The organism is Anoxybacillus sp. B2M1 (assembly GCF_001634265.1).
In the GTDB taxonomy this organism is placed as follows: Bacteria; Bacillota; Bacilli; order Bacillales; family Anoxybacillaceae; genus Anoxybacteroides; species Anoxybacteroides rupiense.
The window spans coordinates 814,870-831,943 of record NZ_CP015435.1 but is presented as its reverse complement, the minus strand read 5'-3'; the positions used below and the strand labels follow the sequence as shown (position 1 = coordinate 831,943).

General features: G+C 42.9%; 14 protein-coding genes. 10 read left to right on the top strand and 4 right to left on the bottom strand.

The features are described from left to right. Positions 1-497: 497 nt before the first annotated feature. The 3 genes from GFC28_RS04010 (at position 498) to GFC28_RS04000 (ending at position 2,194) form a co-directional block, all read left to right on the top strand. A complete protein-coding gene (locus GFC28_RS04010) occupies positions 498-1,262 on the top strand; it encodes a DUF1189 domain-containing protein (protein WP_044743498.1) in 765 nt (254 codons plus the stop codon). Between the two features lie 115 nt (positions 1,263-1,377). Beyond that, entirely contained in the window at positions 1,378-1,758 is a 381-nt protein-coding gene (locus GFC28_RS04005) for a hypothetical protein (protein WP_044743499.1), read from the top strand. A gap of 175 nt (positions 1,759-1,933) precedes the next feature. Beyond that, positions 1,934-2,194 carry a hypothetical protein gene (locus GFC28_RS04000; RefSeq protein WP_044743500.1) on the top strand — a complete coding sequence of 87 codons (261 nt, stop codon included), beginning with the start codon at positions 1,934-1,936 and terminating at the stop codon, positions 2,192-2,194. Positions 2,195-2,586: 392 nt separating this feature from the next. On the opposite strand, the gene GFC28_RS03990 is transcribed toward GFC28_RS04000, so the two are convergent. Together GFC28_RS03990 and ylbJ are read right to left on the bottom strand one after the other, a co-directional pair. Then, complete coding sequence (locus tag GFC28_RS03990; RefSeq protein ID WP_063504914.1) at positions 2,587-3,102, bottom strand: VanZ family protein; 516 nt, start codon at positions 3,100-3,102, stop codon at positions 2,587-2,589. 559 nt (positions 3,103-3,661) lie between these two features. Continuing rightward, positions 3,662-4,864 (bottom strand): sporulation integral membrane protein YlbJ, encoded by a 1,203-nt coding sequence (gene ylbJ / locus GFC28_RS03985; protein WP_044743502.1) that lies wholly within the window; start codon positions 4,862-4,864, stop codon positions 3,662-3,664. 556 nt (positions 4,865-5,420) lie between these two features. On the opposite strand from ylbJ, the gene GFC28_RS19685 reads away from it, so the two are divergent. After that, positions 5,421-5,510 carry a putative holin-like toxin gene (locus GFC28_RS19685; RefSeq protein ID WP_231734645.1) on the top strand — a complete coding sequence of 30 codons (90 nt, stop codon included), beginning with the start codon at positions 5,421-5,423 and terminating at the stop codon, positions 5,508-5,510. 247 nt (positions 5,511-5,757) lie between these two features. On the opposite strand, the gene GFC28_RS03980 is transcribed toward GFC28_RS19685, so the two are convergent. Beyond that, the gene (locus tag GFC28_RS03980) at positions 5,758-6,939 is read right to left on the bottom strand and encodes a GTP-binding protein (protein ID WP_044743503.1); all 1,182 of its coding nucleotides are present in this window, start codon (positions 6,937-6,939) and stop codon (positions 5,758-5,760) included. Between the two features lie 406 nt (positions 6,940-7,345). On the opposite strand from GFC28_RS03980, the gene GFC28_RS03975 reads away from it, so the two are divergent. The 3 genes from GFC28_RS03975 to GFC28_RS03960 all read left to right on the top strand — a co-directional run bounded on the left by GFC28_RS03975 (position 7,346) and on the right by GFC28_RS03960 (position 10,928). Next, complete coding sequence (locus GFC28_RS03975; RefSeq protein ID WP_044743512.1) at positions 7,346-8,347, top strand: permease; 1,002 nt, start codon at positions 7,346-7,348, stop codon at positions 8,345-8,347. Between the two features lie 14 nt (positions 8,348-8,361). Beyond that, on the top strand, positions 8,362-9,207 hold the full coding sequence (locus tag GFC28_RS03970; protein WP_044743504.1) for a TIGR03943 family putative permease subunit: 846 nt from the start codon (positions 8,362-8,364) through the stop codon (positions 9,205-9,207). Positions 9,208-10,484: 1,277 nt separating this feature from the next. After that, positions 10,485-10,928, top strand: a complete 444-nt coding sequence (locus tag GFC28_RS03960) for a GNAT family N-acetyltransferase (RefSeq protein ID WP_044742148.1) — start codon at positions 10,485-10,487, stop codon at positions 10,926-10,928. Positions 10,929-11,210: 282 nt separating this feature from the next. Here GFC28_RS03960 and GFC28_RS03955 read toward each other — a convergent pair whose 3' ends face one another. Next, complete coding sequence (locus GFC28_RS03955) at positions 11,211-11,735, bottom strand: DinB family protein (RefSeq protein WP_044742147.1); 525 nt, start codon at positions 11,733-11,735, stop codon at positions 11,211-11,213. Positions 11,736-12,056: 321 nt separating this feature from the next. Here GFC28_RS03955 and GFC28_RS03950 point away from each other — a divergent pair, with 321 nt between their 5' ends. The 3 genes from GFC28_RS03950 (at position 12,057) to parC (ending at position 17,041) form a co-directional block, all read left to right on the top strand. Continuing rightward, positions 12,057-12,476 carry a CoA-binding protein gene (locus tag GFC28_RS03950; RefSeq protein WP_044742146.1) on the top strand — a complete coding sequence of 140 codons (420 nt, stop codon included), beginning with the start codon at positions 12,057-12,059 and terminating at the stop codon, positions 12,474-12,476. Between the two features lie 159 nt (positions 12,477-12,635). Then, positions 12,636-14,615 (top strand): DNA topoisomerase IV subunit B, encoded by a 1,980-nt coding sequence (parE, locus tag GFC28_RS03945; protein WP_044742145.1) that lies wholly within the window; start codon positions 12,636-12,638, stop codon positions 14,613-14,615. Next, the gene (gene parC, locus GFC28_RS03940) at positions 14,612-17,041 is read left to right on the top strand and encodes a DNA topoisomerase IV subunit A (RefSeq protein ID WP_044742144.1); all 2,430 of its coding nucleotides are present in this window, start codon (positions 14,612-14,614) and stop codon (positions 17,039-17,041) included. The genes parE and parC overlap by 4 nt, the downstream gene beginning before the upstream one ends. The last annotated feature ends 33 nt before the right edge of the window (positions 17,042-17,074 follow it).

The window sequence follows — 17,074 nt, the reverse complement described above, 5'->3', positions numbered from 1 at the left end:
ACCAGACACTGAGAGCGAATAAAGTGATCCATCTGTTTTTCATATATAATAAAACCTTTCTTTTTTTATGTTTAGCGTGCACGATGCTTGTCAGATTATTCATCCTCTCTAAAACGGAGAAAGAAAATGACGGTTCATGATGCAGCTGTTTGATGTGTATCGCTCTCCGTTTTTAATAGTGCGGGCAAAGAAAGAAGATGCTTGTCTGCTTATAAAATTCTGTTGTCCGATTCGCGTTTTCACTCGTCTGTAAAGGGAACTTTTTCATTTATTACAAAAAATTCAATATCGATTGAAACCTTTTTGCGTTTTGAACGTTAATATTATGGAAGATAAGCGGCGAGGTTGAGAACTAAAAAATATGGAATGTGTTGCAGCATGTGATCTATGTTTCAAACAGGAGATCAGCTGATGGAAAGCATGAGCATACGGTTCCCTGTCCCTTAAAGCTGGAGCGAATGCCGTCTATTTATGAAATTCGAAGGAGTGCATGAGGAATGAACTTTTTTAAAAAATTGAGCTATAGCGTAGGGGATGTCAGACGTTATCCGGACATGGTGGCGCAAGGCGCAGGAAAAGCTTTTTTATATTTGCTTTTATTTGCGCTTTTGTTTGGCACGCTGAATAGCATCATTGTCGGCTATCAATTTAATCAAAGCATCGGCCATTTTACCGGAACATTAGAAAGCAAAATCCCGGAATTCACCTTTCAAAACGGAGAGTTGAATGTAGAAGGAACGATGCCGATTGTGTTGGATGATTCTAAAAATGGCGCTGTCATTATCGATACGACGGGCCAAACAACAGAAGATCGTTTAAATCCGTACTCGTCGGGAGTGCTGATTTTAAAGGACCGGATGATTAGCAAGCAAGCTGGAGGGCAAACACAAGTTTTCTTATTTCGTGATTTTCAAGGCGTAACGTTTGATAAACAAGATCTGGTCGGCTTTTTGCCATATTTAAAATGGCTCGCTCCCATTGTGGCAGTGATTGCTTGGATCGGCTTTTTCATTGGCAAAATATTCAGCGCTTTATTTTTAGCGATTATCAATCTGATGATTTCTAAGCTACAAAAAGCGAACTTGCCTTTTGGCCGGCTATACAGCTTGAGCATTTATTCATTATCTTTGCCGATCATCCTTGATCTGATCTTTAAGCTGTTCCATTTCCGTTTACCGGGATTGATTTATTATATCGTCGCGTTAGTATATAGCTGGCTGGCGATTAACCAAATCAAAAAACAAGCGGGAGAGGCTTTTTAATAGATCGGATCCCCTTTTGTGTGGGATGAGAGCCGTCCGCTAAGCCGCGCTTCGTCTTTGTTAAAGAAGCGCTGTTGCTCGAAAAATCAGCTGCGGTAGGAGATTGGTATGAATCGTGAATCATGATCCTAAGATAGGGGCTGTCCAAAAAGTCAGGGTAACTGACCTTTTGGACAGCCCCTCATTTTTTCAATTTAAAAAGGACACAAAAATCATCCTTTCTAGTAAAATGAAGTTGCGACACAACATTACAGAAAGGACGATTTTTTATGAGCAATCAAATGATTACTCCTGGAAAGGATCACACACAGCCTCTAGATGGAAAAGAAGAAAAACTCCTGCCAAAAGAAATGTAGCCCCTACTTTCAAGCCATATGACAACCGTCAAGTTCAAATGATTTATGATATTGAATCGCTCGTACCCGAACATCACGTGGCACGTGTCGTGGACGAAATGGTGGAGGCGATACCAGATAAACCATTGTTTTTTCATTAGGCGGTGGCAGAATTTATAATAAATACCAAAATGTTCTGTATCTTATTCTCAAAAGACTTATTCTTGTCGAGGAATCGAAAAGCTCGTTAAAGAAACTATTCCGCTATGTGGCTTTCAGCGATGCAACAACCAGATTTCCGGACCATCAACGAATTCCGAGGCGAACGGGGTCCTCATGGATGAGTTATTTGAAGCGAAGGGAAGAGAAAAAACTCAAGAAACACTGCAGTGCATTCAAGAACTAACCCAATTAGAAGCAGGGACAGCACAAAAAGAGGCGAAAGAAGCTCCAGAAATCACGGAACAGAACTTAGAAGCCATCGCTCAAAAATTAGAAGAAAAAGCCGAAATCCTAGCCGAGGAAATCGAACAGGAATCCGAACCAAAAATTCGGAAGGAAAAACGAACAGAACGGAAGAAATGGAAAAAACTTTAAAACGGATTCGAGAAAATTTTTTATCTCGACCAGCCAAATGCAAGGAGCAGAATGAAATCTTTGGCGATCGTAACAGCGATTCAAAAACGGATAAAAACGCAACTTTTATGCGAATGAAAGAAGATCATATCTTCCCTTCACCTTATCGCTTCCCTTTTCTTATTCAAGGAGCCCACATACTGAAACTGATTCTTATAAGGGCAGTGAAGTAGGCCGGTTTTTTTATTACGAACTCAAGGTTCTGGGGCTTTCACGACCTATCTCCACTCCTACTAATCTTAGTATGTTTTTTTTGATAAGGTTGAGCGAAGGCATGGGGATGGCCCAGCTGCCAAATCGTCTCAAAAATAGACAGGCGGCATTTATTACGCGGAAACTGACAGCTGAAAATGTTACACTTTTTCCTCTTTGCGATGAGCTGTGGCCTGCTTAAGCCACATGTTTTTTGGGTGCCATATTGGCTGAATGAGTCGGCTTAAACTATAGCCAAGCATTCCGCCTAACGTATTTAAAATTAAATCATCGATGTCAAAGCTTCCTAATTCAAATAATAGCTGCATCACTTCGTATGTAAAGCTTAAACACAAGGTTGCAAGCATGGTAGCAGAAAAGCTGCGAAAGCGTGTCGACAGCAATGGAAGCATCCATCCGAAAGGAATAAAACCGATAATGTTTCCAGCTAAGTTTTCAATTTTAATGTTTAAATTGACATCGGCAAAGAATAAATAAAAAATAATGGTTTTCAGGGGAGTAAAGTTGCTTGAATGCCATTGGTTTTGAATGGCGCTGAAGTCGAAATGGTAGATCATTTCTTTCCAAGAGACATATTTAAATAAGACCATTTTCGTGAGAATAAATAAATAGAGACAAAATAGCCATACGAACATTTGATAAAAAAACTTTTTCATTCACTTGCGACTCCTAAAGTTCATCGTTTTATTTTTTAGCGTTTGAACCGTGCTGATCACTTCCACCCATATGTTTATGTTTCAGCTGCTTCTGTGCTTGGAGCGCAACGGCATTGTACGCTTTATTACCATGTTAAATGATCATCGTTTTTATTTCAATCATTTCCCGAAATAGTTGGTGGTCAATCGCGGCAGCTGCTATAGAATGAGGAAGATGGAGATGAGGAAAACGTTTGTAGGCCTACCTCCCCGGCTGTCGTCGGAGATGAATGCAGACAGATCATTTCGCTTTCATCTCGCGTCACTGGCCTCGCACGTCCGCTTACGGTCTTCTTTTAGCTTCACCTGTTTTTATCTTGTCTAACCGTTTTCAAGCCCGTTCGATCGGGAAAATCAGCTGCTTAAAAAGGGAAGACAAAGCTCATTTTGCACCTTATCTACAATGAGAGATCCATGAAAAGTTTGTAGAGATCGGAAAAAATCCATTACTTTCTTTTCCAAAAGGTATTTGCAAAGAAAATCCCCTTGCGGATGGGGCGCAAGGAGATCGGCTGCTCACTTAGACATTTTTCATTCTTTTGATAAAAATGATGATATAAATCATTAGGGTAATAATGGTGAGCGCAGGACCTATATTCATTAAGGTTAAAAAGTTGCCGTAAAACCATCCTTCTTGAGCGAATAAGGAAACCGGCAAAGCATGGGCCGAGCTATTGGCATGATAGACGGGTTCCCATAAAAGAAAAGTAAAAAATCCTGCTAAAAATCCGTGAATAATGCGAGAAACGAAAAAAGGCTTAAAGCTGATATCGCTTTGTGCTAAAAGGCTGGCGACTTGAGCTTGTACACTAAGACCGCTGAAAGCAAGAATAAAGCTTATAATAATGGCTTTATGCATTAAAGAGACTCCCTGGACTTGGCTTGTCATTTGCCCGCCTAACGTGATCTCAAATAAGCCGGATATAAGAGGGGTGCTCAATGCTTCTGGCAAATGGAACAAACGAAGCGCATATGCTACTAGTTCTCCTAAAAACTGGGTAATATGTAGACTCGATAGCAGCCTATTGATGACAGAAAACAAAATGATAAAACCGCCGATCATTAATAAAGTATGAACAGAAGAGATGACGGCATCCCCGAGCAGCTTGCCAATCGGTCTTTTTTCTTTCATACGTGTGGTATGCAAGGCGGAAAAGGCTCTGCGCAATAGTGCTTCGTCTCTGGCCTCCTTTGGATCTTGTGGCTGCTCCTTTCCGTAAAACCTCATCATAAGGCCAATACATATGTTTCCTAAATAATGCGATAAAATCAAGACGGCGCCAAGCTGTGCATTATGAAAAAACGAGATGGATACGGCACCGATGATAAAAAGCGGACTGGATGAATTGGTAAAACAGACCAACCTTTCTGCCTCCACTTTACTGAGTTGTTTTTCTTGCCGCAATAGTACAGTGAGTCTTGCGCCTGTCGGAAAGCCAGAAACCATTCCCATCGCCCATACAAATCCCCCGACGCCGGGAACCTTAAATAGGGGCTTCATGAGAGGTTCAAGTATAACACCGATAAATTTTACAACCCCAAAATTAATCAGCAATTCACAGATAATGAAAAAAGGCAGCAGCGAAGGAAAGACGGTCCCCCACCAGATTTTCAGTCCCTGCTTTGAAGCATTGACGGATTCCTGCGGGAAGGAGACGAGGGAGACGGCAATAAAAGTAGCTGCTAAGGCTAATACGATCGTTTTGAATCGGGAACGGGACACTTCTCAATCCTCCTCAAATGGATAAGCTAATGTTGCTGTTATAAAGTTTATTTGCGATGAGAGTAGATTAGAACTGATGGCACCGTGTTTGTCCGCTGCCATCAAACCTTGGTTAGAAAAGGGGCGTGGAAGTGACCGCCGCCGGCAAAAGGATAGAAATACTCTTTGACGTTCGATCAACTTTCACTATCGATGAAACGTAATCTTTGAAGATGTGATGTTTCGGCGGGGCAGACGCGTAAATGATGAACCGTTTGACAATCCCATCAATGGACCTGAAAGCGTTTTGACAAAAGCAAGTTCACATAGATGGGCCTTTGCCCGTCGGTTTTCAGAAATGATCGTTCCATCTAGAAACGGTATGGTATGATCGATAAGAAAACGTTTGAGGCAATCAAAAAAATAGGAAAAAGAGCAGAAGGAAAGGGAAGAGGAAAAATAGAATAAAAAACAAGAACATATATTCCTGTATTGATGAATCTATGCTATAATAAAGATGCACAGCTATATGCAGGGTGGGAGCGGCCTACTCCCTTAGAGAAGGGAGGTGCCGCTGATGATATCTGTGACCGATACACTGACGCTAATGATTGCTTTTGCATCATTAATGGTAGCTGTTATCGCTGTAGCGAGAGACAAAAAATAACCCACCCTGCTCGCCTTAAGTGAGGGTGGGTTACAACCGCCTGTTTTCGGCCGCTGCACGTCTTGCAGTCAGCTGTGTATTGAATGGACATTGGTTGCCGCCAATGTCCTATTTTTATTTTATGCTTTATACGTTTATTATACGCATAAAAGTGTCGGAATGACAAGGAATTTCTCTTTGTGCGAAGCCGCAGGTGAGACGGTTGGTGTTAAATCGTAAATATTACGATTTGAACTTTATTCATTTATCAGGAACCAACAAATGCAGGGAGGGGATCGAAAAATGTTTCCCAATTCTGGCTCATTTCCTGAGCGGTAAGTAAACATTGGTCTAACGAATCTTCTATTTCTTCTTGATTCATCTCGATGCCGATAAAGACGAGCTCGGTCATGCGGTCGCCATATGTTTGATCCCATTTTTCAAGAAGTTCAGGGTTCTCCATTAAAATTTGTTGGCGCTCAGCTTCAGGATAAGCAGCGACCCATTCGCCCGCTCCTTGGATCACGATCGATGTGCCCGCTTGTGATAGAAGGCCGCATACATCATTTCTTGATGCAAGCCAAAAAAAGCCCTTGGCGCGAATCACTTCAATTGGCCAATTCTCAAGCCATTTCATAAACCGTTCTGGATGAAAAGGCTGTCTTCTCCGATATACAAAAGAGGAGATGCCATATTCTTCGGTTTCTGGAGTATGCTCTTCATTCAACTCTTTGATCCAGCCGGCTGCTTGGCTGGCACTTTCGAAATCGAATAAATGCGTGTTTAAAATTTCGTCTAACGCTACTTGGCCGAATGTCGTAGGGATGATTTTCGCTTCCGGATTCAGTTTTTTTAACATCTTTTCAAGCTCTTTTGCCTCTTCGGGATGAATTAAATCGATTTTATTAAGCAAAATGACATTAGCAAATTCGATTTGATCGATTAACAAATCAGCTACTTCGCGTGTATCTGAATCATCGACAGCTTGCTTGCGATCGAGCAAGCTCTCTCCAGAAGAAAAATCGTTCCAAAATCGGTTAGCGTCGACAACGGTGACCATCGTATCTAAACGACATTTTTTAGTGAGATCAATTCCTAAATTTTCATCTATGTAGGTAAAAGTTTGCGCTACCGGAATCGGCTCGCTGATTCCTGAAGATTCAATGACGATGTAATCAAGTCCCCCTGCGTCTACTAATCTTTCTATTTCCTTCATTAAATCATCGCGCAATGTACAACAAATACAGCCGTTTTGAAATTGAACAAGCTTTTCTTCTGTTCGGGAGAATCCCCCTTGTTTAATCAATTCCGCGTCGATATTCACTTCACTCATATCATTCACAATAACGGCAATTTTTTTGTTTTCACGATTATGCAAAATATGATTGAGTAAGGTGGTTTTTCCAGAGCCTAAATAACCGCTTAATACAGTAACTGGCACTTTTTTCATGATAAGTAACTCCTCCCTTTGGTAAATCGTAATTATTACGTTTTAACAACGTCAATCATACAAGAAAATAAGAAAAATAGCAACTACGAGAATGAAAGGGAGGTATAGATATCGTTCATTCTATCTTTGAGCTGCCATGATCGGATAGATTTTTCAAGATCAGTTCATCGCTTTCATCGTTTTTTATTATAGAGAGATACGATGAGAAAATGACACTTATAGCTAACCGATTCAAATTTTCCAACGGTCGCCCGACTAGCGAAATCAGATCATCTGCGCACTTGGCGACAAATGTTGACGGAGCAATTGATATTTCATCGTCATATTTTTGTGGACAATCTATGTATATATGTTAATAGGAAAAATTACGATTTGTTAAGAAGAAATGAGAGCATGAATGGAGGAAATGAATGTGAAAAAGGAGATGTCTCATACAATCAATGATGGACTAGCGTTTGTTCTTTTATTGTTATTTTTATATTTATTCTTTTTTTATGGAATGGGGAATATGAATTTTACATTGCCGAAAGAGTGGGCGATTGTCCATACTATGTTTTTAAGCATTGTTTTAGAAGCGATTCCGTTTATTTTAGTAGGCGTCTTTGTATCCGCTTTGATTCAAACCTTTATTTCAGAGGATACGCTGCGGCGTTGGCTTCCGAAAAACCCGTATGTGGCCATTGTATCTGCCGCCTTTTTCGGAATCATTTTTCCCGTTTGTGAGTGTGCGATTATTCCAATTGTAAGAAGGCTGATTAAAAAAGGAATGCCGCCAGCAGTTGGCATGACATTTTTGATGAGTGCGCCCATCATCAATCCGATTGTTTTCCTCTCGACCTACTATGCGTTTCAGCAAAAAAGCGAAATCGCTTTTGCTCGCGTGGGCCTTGCTTTTTGCGTTTCTGTGTTGGTAGGCTTGCTTTTATACCGCTTTTTTCAACATAAGACTCCGCTCAAACCAACAGCCTCTTCCTCGCACGAACATATTCATTCTACAAATAAATGGAAAGAAACGTTGCATCATGCCAGCGAAGAATTTTTTGACACGGGAAAATATTTAATCATTGGCGCGTTTTTAGCCAGTTTATTGCAAACGTTTCTTAATCGGAACGAATTGCTGCAAATTGGAGCCAATGAACTCATCTCTCCTGTTGTGATGATGGGTTTTGCTTATTTGCTCTCGCTTTGCTCGGAGGCCGACGCTTTTGTGGCTGCTTCGTTTAGTCACACCTTTTCTACAGGCGCGATTTTAGCGTTTCTTATTTATGGAGCCATGCTTGATTTGAAAAATACCTTGCTGCTGCTTGCTTATTTTCGAACACGGTTTGTCATTGCGTTTATTCTCGTGTTGACATGTGTTGTTTATTTGGTTGTTTGGCTCTATCAAACAATCTTTATCCATGGATGAGGAGGTGAAGGAAGTTGAATAATCAGCTTTTTTTGCGGGGAGTTCTGCTCGTGGGCTTTGCGTTAGTCATGTTTAAATTAATCGTAACAGGGCAAATCCAGCAATTTATTGCACCAAAGATGTTTCCTTTCCTTTATTTTGCGATGGGCGTACTGTTTATTCTTGGCATTTTTCAAATTTGGCGAAGTGATCATCACGATCATGCGGTTGGTTGTGAATGCGGCCATCATAAGGATAAGCATCCTCTAAAGACGTGGATGATTTATCTTTTATTCATTGTGCCCATCATCACAGGTTTAATGTTTTCAAGTCAAGTATTGGACAGCTCGGTCGCTGCCAAGCGCGGTGTGCAAATGGGTGGGGGGCAGAAGCAAAGCGATCCATCAGCGCATGCTCAAACGCAATCCTTAACCGAATCAGCACAGACCGAACAGCAGCCAGCCGAAAAAAGCATTGACAAACAGCAGCTTGCTAAGAAGTTAAAATCTGCGAAAAAGATAGAGTTTACGAATGAAAACTATTTAGCTACTCTGGAAATCATTCATAATCATGTCCAAGAGTTTATTGGGAAAGAGATTCAACTTACCGGATTTGTCTATCGCGAACCTGATTTTCCAAAAGGGGAAGCAGTCATTGCGCGATTTGCTGTTACTTGCTGTGTTGCCGATGCTTCCGTTTATGGAATGCTATCAAACGGAGAACAGCTAAAAGAGCTCAAGCCGGATGAATGGGTAGAAGTAAAAGGAGTCATCGGCCAAACAACGTATGAAGGAAATATCCTTCCTTGTATCAACATCAAAACAGTGAAAAAAGTTCAACAGCCTGATGAGCCTTATGTTTATGACCGCACTCCTTACTGATATCCATTTTAAAGACACCGTGAGCGCGAATAACAGCAAAACAAAAGCGATGGCGTTCATCACCCGCTCCGTTAGACCCGAGGTAATCAGCGCGCCGCCCGCTAATGTGCCAACAAAGGAGGCTGCTCCTCCGATGGCGATCAGTGCGAAAAAAAGTGTGCCCAACATGATCCCTTCTTAATCTGTTAATCTAAAAAATGGATCCAACGAACACCATGGGTACATTTTCTATACTACCATTTATTTCTGGATCGTTGCATAGATCATATGACACAATATATGGAAAGCGAAAGAGGAAATGTTCTATTTCCCCGGCAAGCGCAAATTGCGACAAAAAAGCAGGAGAATCGGGGGCGGTGCTGCGAATTTTGTAAAGGGAAGATAGAGGAAAAAGTTTGATTCTCTCTGTTTTCTGGAATTTAGTAAAATAACAAGCAGATAAACAACGGTTATATGTTTATAGGTCTTTTTGGACAGTTTCTTATGATAATGAATGTAATACATCATGTAGTTAAGAATAGAAAATGGTTTCTATATTTTTCTATTTCTACAACTTGAGAAGCCAACACGGGTTTCTATGTGAGCGAGTAACGATTCATCTAGCTAGCAAGAGAACAATAAAACGAATCGGTTTTATCATCTGTTACTGAAGCAAAGCTTATGTAGCAAAAAAGGGGAGGAACGGGGTGATTCTAGAAACACCGCGATTGATATGGAGACCATTTACCGATAGCGATCTGTTCGCTTTACATAGCATTTTTTTTTGATCAAGACATGATGAAGTTTTATTCGGCCCCTTTTACTATGGCGCAAACCCAAGATTGGATTTAACGAAAGTGAACTACTCACCACTTAGCTAAAGCTTGAAGTGGGAGCTTCTCAGTTCCACGACGAAAGCCGCCTTTCGTCTCCCTGAGCGTGACTTCGGGTCGTTCCAACCCTAGATGTCCGACAATTCGGAGTTCTTTTGTACCTTGGATATTTTACGCATGGAAGGATCCGCTTGGTTTTCGCATTTTATTTTCTCCATGCAACCTCCTATATCCAGTTATGAAAGAACGACATAGGTTTATTTTACCACAGGGTCAGACAATTGAACAGGCAAAAGCCTGTCCTTGTCCGAAGTCGATTCATCTCCCACTTTCATCAAGCTTCGCAAGATTTAGAAGTGGGAGACTTCTCGACTGAAGAATGTTAAAAAAGGTATCATAAGCGCTGCTTTTATTTAATGTGAAAATTTGGATGTTCGCTCTCTATCAAAGAAAGGAGACATGTAAATGGAAGAAATTGTGGTGCCAATGACATTTGAACATTTACAGGAATGTATCGAACTGTATATAAGAGTGTTTCATCGTGAGCCTTGGAATGAGAATTGGACGTATGAGGCGGCTCGAGAGCGGCTCACCGATTTATTGCATACGCCTAAGTTTATCGGATTTGTATGTAAACAGCGTGAAGCGATCCTTGGTTTTATCGCTGGTCACAGCAAAGCGAGCGATCAGGGGATGACGTTTTATCTGGCGGAGTTGTGCATCGATCAGAAAGCCCAAGGGAAAGGATATGGCTCTCAACTGCTGCAAGTCCTTGAGGAGGAACTACAGAAGCAACACGTCAAAAGCATCTATTTGTTAACATCCGCTTACGGAGCGGCGGCAGCGTTTTATCGAAAAAACGGCTACACCGTCCGCGCTGACCGGATCGTGATGAAAAAGAGCCTTTAACCGCTTTTCGGCTGCCTGTTGCTTTTCGCCGAGCGTCAGGGTATTGTGAATTCAGCTGCTTGCAGATACAAACGGCTGGAGTGAATCCGTATGATAGAGGAGATAGCCAGATGATGTCTCAAAATGACAGCATAGCATAAATATAGTACATCCATGAGATCATTAGCTGGCGCGAAATGAAAACAAGCATCGATTTTTGTGATCCGACAACACACTTCTGCGGCGAAAAGCAGAGCCGTAACAAAACGAATCTTTGATTTTATTTCAGCTAAGTGCGGCTTGCTATTTTTTTAAGATGCCTAAATATTCGATCCAAGGTCCGACATCTTCCTTGTATCTTTTGGCCATCACTCTGACAATTTGGGCGATGTGGGTCAAATCATGGACAGCCCAAGTAGACAGCAGTTCTCTCAGCTTTACAGGACCAAAAGCTGGATGAATCCCCATCCATTCAAAATCGGTTTCTGGGCCGATGAGATGGTTTAGCTTGGCGAGATTTTGTTCACGCAACTCTTGAAATAAACGCAGCTTTTCTTCGATGGTCTCTCCTGAGTGTTCTTTTAAATGGCTGAATCGGTCGAAAACGGGAAAGGTTTTATCTCCGTGTTCTTGAAGAATGATTTCAAGCCTTGGAATCCAATTCGTTTTCTCAGCTTCTATCAGATGCTCGATAACTTCTGTCGCATTCCATGTGCCTTCTCCCTCGCGGCATTGCAACCATCCAGCGGATAATCCGGATAAAAAATTTTCCAATGTTTTCGGCGTACGCTGCAGTAATTCAATGGCTTCTTGTAACTGAAAGTTCATAGAAATAGCTCCTTTCATCATTTATTAATAACTTACCATAATCAGCGGATGATGCAAATAGAATGACCGAAGACTTGACGAATAGCAGAACGGATACGCAACAAAATGTGATGAAAACAGAAAACGATGGAATGGATGATAGGCTTATATCGAGTTTTTGCGGCTGAATCCCTTGAGAATATTTTTTTCGTTCGCCGGCGACAATGGATGATAGAAATTCCGATGAAAAGAGGTCAAAAGAAAAATGTCCGAGCTAGCAGGATTCCTTTGACCAATGCCGAAATTAGTACACACAAGACACGAGACGAAAGGGGAACACATATGCCAATCGTGAATCCAAGCCGCGAAGAAATCGGCGATATGTTGCAAAAAGCAAAGCGCATTGCTGTTGTAGGTCTGTCCAATAATCCAGAACGCACGTCATATATGATCGCTCAAGCGATGAAGGAAGCAGGATATGAGATTATTCCTGTCAATCCAACCATTGATGAATGGGAAGGGATTCCGGCTGTTAAATCATTAAAGGACATTGACGGGCATGTGGATATTGTGAACGTGTTTCGCCGTTCAGAGCATTTGCCGGAAATTGCCCGTGAATTTGCACAAATCGATGCCGATGTGTTTTGGGGGCAGCTGGGTGTAGCCAATGAGGAAGCCTATGAATTTCTCAAAGAAAAAGGATATACAGTTGTGATGGATCGCTGCATTAAAGTAGAACATGCTTTAACGAAAAAGAATTGAATGGAATCAAAACGGCCATCTTTAGTTGTGAAAGATGGTCATTTCCATTTTCGACAAAAATTTTGCGTGTTCGGCTGAAAACGGTAAAATAGGCATAGACGTTTTGCAAATTTATGCTACAATAAAACAGAAACAAACGTTCTTGTTTTTGAAAGGGGTATGTTCGTGACAAATCAGCAACGATATGAATATAACGATGATGCGATCCAAGTGCTTGAAGGGCTTGAAGCGGTGAGAAAACGTCCGGGAATGTATATCGGCAGCACCGACAGCCGCGGCTTGCATCATCTTGTATATGAAATTGTCGATAACTCCGTTGATGAAGCGTTGGCGGGGTACGGAAACTATATTCTCGTCAAAATACATAAAGATAATAGCATCACGGTGCTTGACGAAGGCCGGGGAATGCCGACGGGAATGCATAAGCTTGGCAAGCCGACTCCGGAAGTGATTTTAACCGTCTTGCATGCAGGCGGCAAATTCGGACAAGGCGGGTATAAAACAAGTGGCGGTTTGCATGGAGTCGGGGCCTCGGTCGTCAACGCTTTATCGGAGTGGCTTGTTGTCACGATTCATCGCGATGGATTTATCTATCGGCAGCGGTTTGAAAACGGTGGAACGCCCGTGACGACATTGGAGAAAATCGGAACGACATCGAAAACGGGGACGATGATCCAATTTAAGCCGGACTCCAGCATCTTTAGCACGACGTCGTTCAATTATGAAACGCTCAGCGAACGGCTAAGAGAATCGGCCTTTTTATTAAAAGGACTGAAAATTGAACTAATCGATGAGCGGACCGGCGCAAAAGAGAAATTTCATTATGAAAACGGAATTGAAGCGTTTGTTGCTTATCTCAACGAGGAAAAGGATGCTCTGCATCCAGTCGTGTATTTTGAAGGGCAGCAAAATGGCATCGAGGTGGAGTTTGCGTTTCAATTTAATGACGGCTACTCGGAGAACGTGCTTTCATTTGTTAATAACGTCCGCACAAAGGATGGCGGAACGCATGAAGCGGGCGCCAAAACAGCCATGACCCGCGTGTTTAATGAATACGCTCGCAAAACCGGCTTATTAAAAGAAAAAGATAAAAATCTAGAAGGTTCCGATATTCGCGAGGGACTCTCAGCGATTGTTTCTGTAAGAATCCCCGAGCATTTATTGCAGTTTGAAGGCCAGACAAAGGGAAAGCTTGGAACGAGTGAAGCTCGTTCAGCCGTCGATGCGATCGTCGCCGAGCATTTAACTTATTTTTTACAGGAAAATCCGGATATCAGTGCGATGCTCGTCAAAAAAGCGATAAAGGCTTACCAAGCGCGAGAAGCAGCGCGCAAGGCACGCGAGGAAGCGCGAAGCGGAAAAAAGAAAAAAGGAAAAGAAGCGGTATTAAGCGGCAAGCTGACGCCGGCCCAGTCGCGCAATCCGAACAAAAATGAGCTGTATTTAGTCGAAGGGGATTCGGCAGGCGGCTCCGCGAAGCAAGGACGAGATCGCCGCTTCCAAGCTGTGCTGCCTCTCAGGGGGAAGGTCATTAACACAGAAAAAGCGAAGCTGGCTGATATTTTTAAAAATGAAGAAATCAACACGATCATTCACGCGATCGGCGGCGGCGTGGGAGCCGATTTTTCCTTGGCCGATATCAACTACGATAAGGTGATTATTATGACCGATGCCGACACCGACGGCGCCCATATTCAAGTGCTGCTTCTTACATTTTTCTACCGCTATATGCGGCCGCTAATTGAAGCAGGCAAGGTGTATATCGCGCTTCCGCCGCTCTATAAAATTAGCAAAGGAGCGGGAAGAAAAGAAATCATAGAATATGCTTGGACGGATGAGCAATTAAAAGAAGCGGTGAAAAAATTCGGCAAAGGCTACACGATTCAACGCTATAAAGGTCTTGGCGAAATGAACGCTGACCAGCTATGGGAAACGACGATGAATCCAGAAACGCGTACGCTGATTCGCGTGCGAATTGATGATGCTGCCAGAGCGGAGCGGCGCGTCACAACGCTGATGGGAGATAAAGTCGAACCGCGGCGCAAATGGATTGAAGCGAATGTCCAATTTGGCTTAGAAGAAGATCTGAACATTTTAGATAACGAACATGTCGTAGCAGCAGAGGAGGGAGTCAGATGACCGAACGGTTATTGGATTTGCCATTGGAGGATGTGTTGGGCGACCGCTTTGGACGATACAGTAAATATATTATTCAGGAGCGCGCGCTGCCTGATGCTCGCGATGGACTTAAGCCGGTGCAGCGCCGCATCTTGTATGCCATGTATGTCGACGGCAATACAGCGGATAAGGGCTTCCGCAAAGCGGCGAAGACGGTCGGCAACGTGATTGGCAACTTCCATCCACATGGGGATTCGTCTGTTTATGAAGCAATGGTACGAATGAGCCAAGATTGGAAGCTGCGCAACATTTTGATTGAAATGCACGGAAATAACGGCAGCATCGACGGAGACCCTCCGGCAGCGATGCGTTATACGGAAGCGCGCCTCTCTGCGATTGCCGTAGAGTTGCTGCGAGATATTGAAAAACAAACGGTAGAGTTTGTCCCTAACTTTGACGACACAAGCGAGGAACCGGTCGTTCTGCCGGCGATGTTTCCGAATTTATTAGTGAACGGTTCGACCGGAATCTCGGCAGGATATGCTACTGAAATTCCTCCCCATCATTTAGGAGAAGTGATTGATGCTGTCATTATGCGAATTGATAAGCCAAATTGTACAGTGGATGAGATCATGACCGTTCTTCACGGTCCGGATTTTCCGACGGGAGGAATCATTCAAGGAAGAGAAGGAATCAAAAAAGCGTATGAAACCGGAAAAGGAAAAATTATGATCCGGGGAACAGCAACGATTGAAGCCGCAAAGGGCGGCAAGCAGCAAATTATCATTACAGAGCTGCCTTATGAAGTAAACAAGGCCAATTTGGTCAAAAAAATGGATGAGCTCCGTTTTGACCGAAAGCTTGATGGAATTGCCGATGTTCGTGACGAAACGGACCGCACGGGCCTTCGCATTGTCGTTGAATTAAAGAAAGAGGCAGATGCGGAAGGAATTTTAAACTATTTATATAAAAATACGGATTTACAGGTGCCGTATAATTTTAATATGGTTGCCATTCATAACCGTCGTCCGAAGCTGCTGAGCTTGCTTGAGCTGCTGGATGCCTACATTGAGCATCAAAAGGAAGTGGTTACCAATCGTTCGCGATATGAGCTGAAAAAAGCCCATGATCGCCAGCACATCGTCGAAGGATTGATGAAAGCATTATCCATTTTGGATGAGATCATCGCGGCAATCCGGGCTTCGAAGGATAAGCGGGAGGCAAAAGACCGGTTAATCGCTCAATACGCGTTCACGGAAGCTCAGGCAGAAGCGATTGTGTCCCTTCAGCTTTATCGTTTGACTAACACCGATATTACGGCCCTAAAGCAAGAGGCGGAAGAGCTGGAGAAAAAAATCAGCGAGCTAAGCGCGATTTTGGCCAGTGAAAAAAAACTGTTGTCCGTCATTAAAGCGGAATTAAGAAAATTAAAAAAGACATATGCTGATGAACGAAGAACCGCAATTCAAGAGGAAATTGAAGAAATTAAAATTAATTTGGAAGTTATGATTCCGGCGGAAGATGTCATCGTTACTGTCACAAAAGAAGGATATGTGAAACGGACGAGCCTTCGCTCATACACAGCCTCTAATGGACAGGATTTTGGCATGAAAGAATCCGATCGGCTGCTGGCGCAGTTTGAGATGAATACAACGGATGTGCTGCTTTTGTTTACAAGACAGGGAAGCTATATATATTGTCCTGTTCATGAGCTGCCGGATATTCGTTGGAAGGAGCTTGGTCAGCATATTTCCCATATGGTCCCGCTCGATCGGGAGGACGAGCTGATCGCAGCGGTTTCCGTTCAGGATTTTGAGCAGCCGCATGATCTGATGTTTGTCACCAAGCAAGGGATGGTCAAACGAACGCCGATCCAACAATATAAAGTGCAGCGTTATGGCCGACCGTTAGTTGCGTTGAATTTAAAAGAGCATGATGAGGTTGTCCATGTTTATATGACGGACGGACATCAAGATCTTTTTCTTGTGACTCACCAAGGATACGGGCTATGGTTTAGCGAAGAGGAAGTGAATCCGGTCGGTGTCCGAGCGGCAGGGGTGAAGGGCATTCAATTAAAAGAAAACGACTTTGTTGTCGCAGCACAGCCTATTTTTTCACCGGAGCAAGCCAAAATTGTCATCGCTACGCAACGGGGAGCAGTGAAAAAGATGGGGCTTGGCGAATTTGAAAAATCTTCGCGCGCTAAGCGGGGATTGGTGATGATTCGTGAATTAAAAACGAACCCTCACCGAATTGCGGCGGCGGCCATAGTGGAAAGCGACCCAAGCCAAATGGTGGTGCGGACGGAAAAAGGAGAAATAGAAGTGCTTGATCTTTCGCAGCTGAAGCTGGTTGATCGATATAATAGCGGGAAATTTGTCGTGGACCATGAAGAAGCAGGAGATGTTAAAGAAATGTGGCTCACCGATTTCAATCACGGAAGCTGACAGATAGCTAGAAATGGACATGGAATCGATAGA

What these genes read in the sequence shown, in the direction of transcription:
- GFC28_RS03955 (WP_044742147.1), bottom strand. Translation starts at nt 11,735, where the DNA reads ATGAACTTTCAGTTACAAGAAGCCATTGAATTACTGCAGCGTACGCCG.
- GFC28_RS04000 (WP_044743500.1), top strand. Translation starts at nt 1,934, where the DNA reads ATGGATGAGTTATTTGAAGCGAAGGGAAGAGAAAAAACTCAAGAAACA.
- GFC28_RS03960 (WP_044742148.1), top strand. Translation starts at nt 10,485, where the DNA reads ATGGAAGAAATTGTGGTGCCAATGACATTTGAACATTTACAGGAATGT.
- GFC28_RS03975 (WP_044743512.1), top strand. Translation starts at nt 7,346, where the DNA reads ATGAATGTGAAAAAGGAGATGTCTCATACAATCAATGATGGACTAGCG.
- GFC28_RS04010 (WP_044743498.1), top strand. Translation starts at nt 498, where the DNA reads ATGAACTTTTTTAAAAAATTGAGCTATAGCGTAGGGGATGTCAGACGT.
- parE (WP_044742145.1), top strand. Translation starts at nt 12,636, where the DNA reads ATGTTCGTGACAAATCAGCAACGATATGAATATAACGATGATGCGATC.
- GFC28_RS03980 (WP_044743503.1), bottom strand. Translation starts at nt 6,939, where the DNA reads ATGAAAAAAGTGCCAGTTACTGTATTAAGCGGTTATTTAGGCTCTGGA.
- GFC28_RS19685 (WP_231734645.1), top strand. Translation starts at nt 5,421, where the DNA reads ATGATATCTGTGACCGATACACTGACGCTAATGATTGCTTTTGCATCA.
- GFC28_RS03950 (WP_044742146.1), top strand. Translation starts at nt 12,057, where the DNA reads ATGCCAATCGTGAATCCAAGCCGCGAAGAAATCGGCGATATGTTGCAA.
- parC (WP_044742144.1), top strand. Translation starts at nt 14,612, where the DNA reads ATGACCGAACGGTTATTGGATTTGCCATTGGAGGATGTGTTGGGCGAC.
- GFC28_RS03990 (WP_063504914.1), bottom strand. Translation starts at nt 3,102, where the DNA reads ATGAAAAAGTTTTTTTATCAAATGTTCGTATGGCTATTTTGTCTCTAT.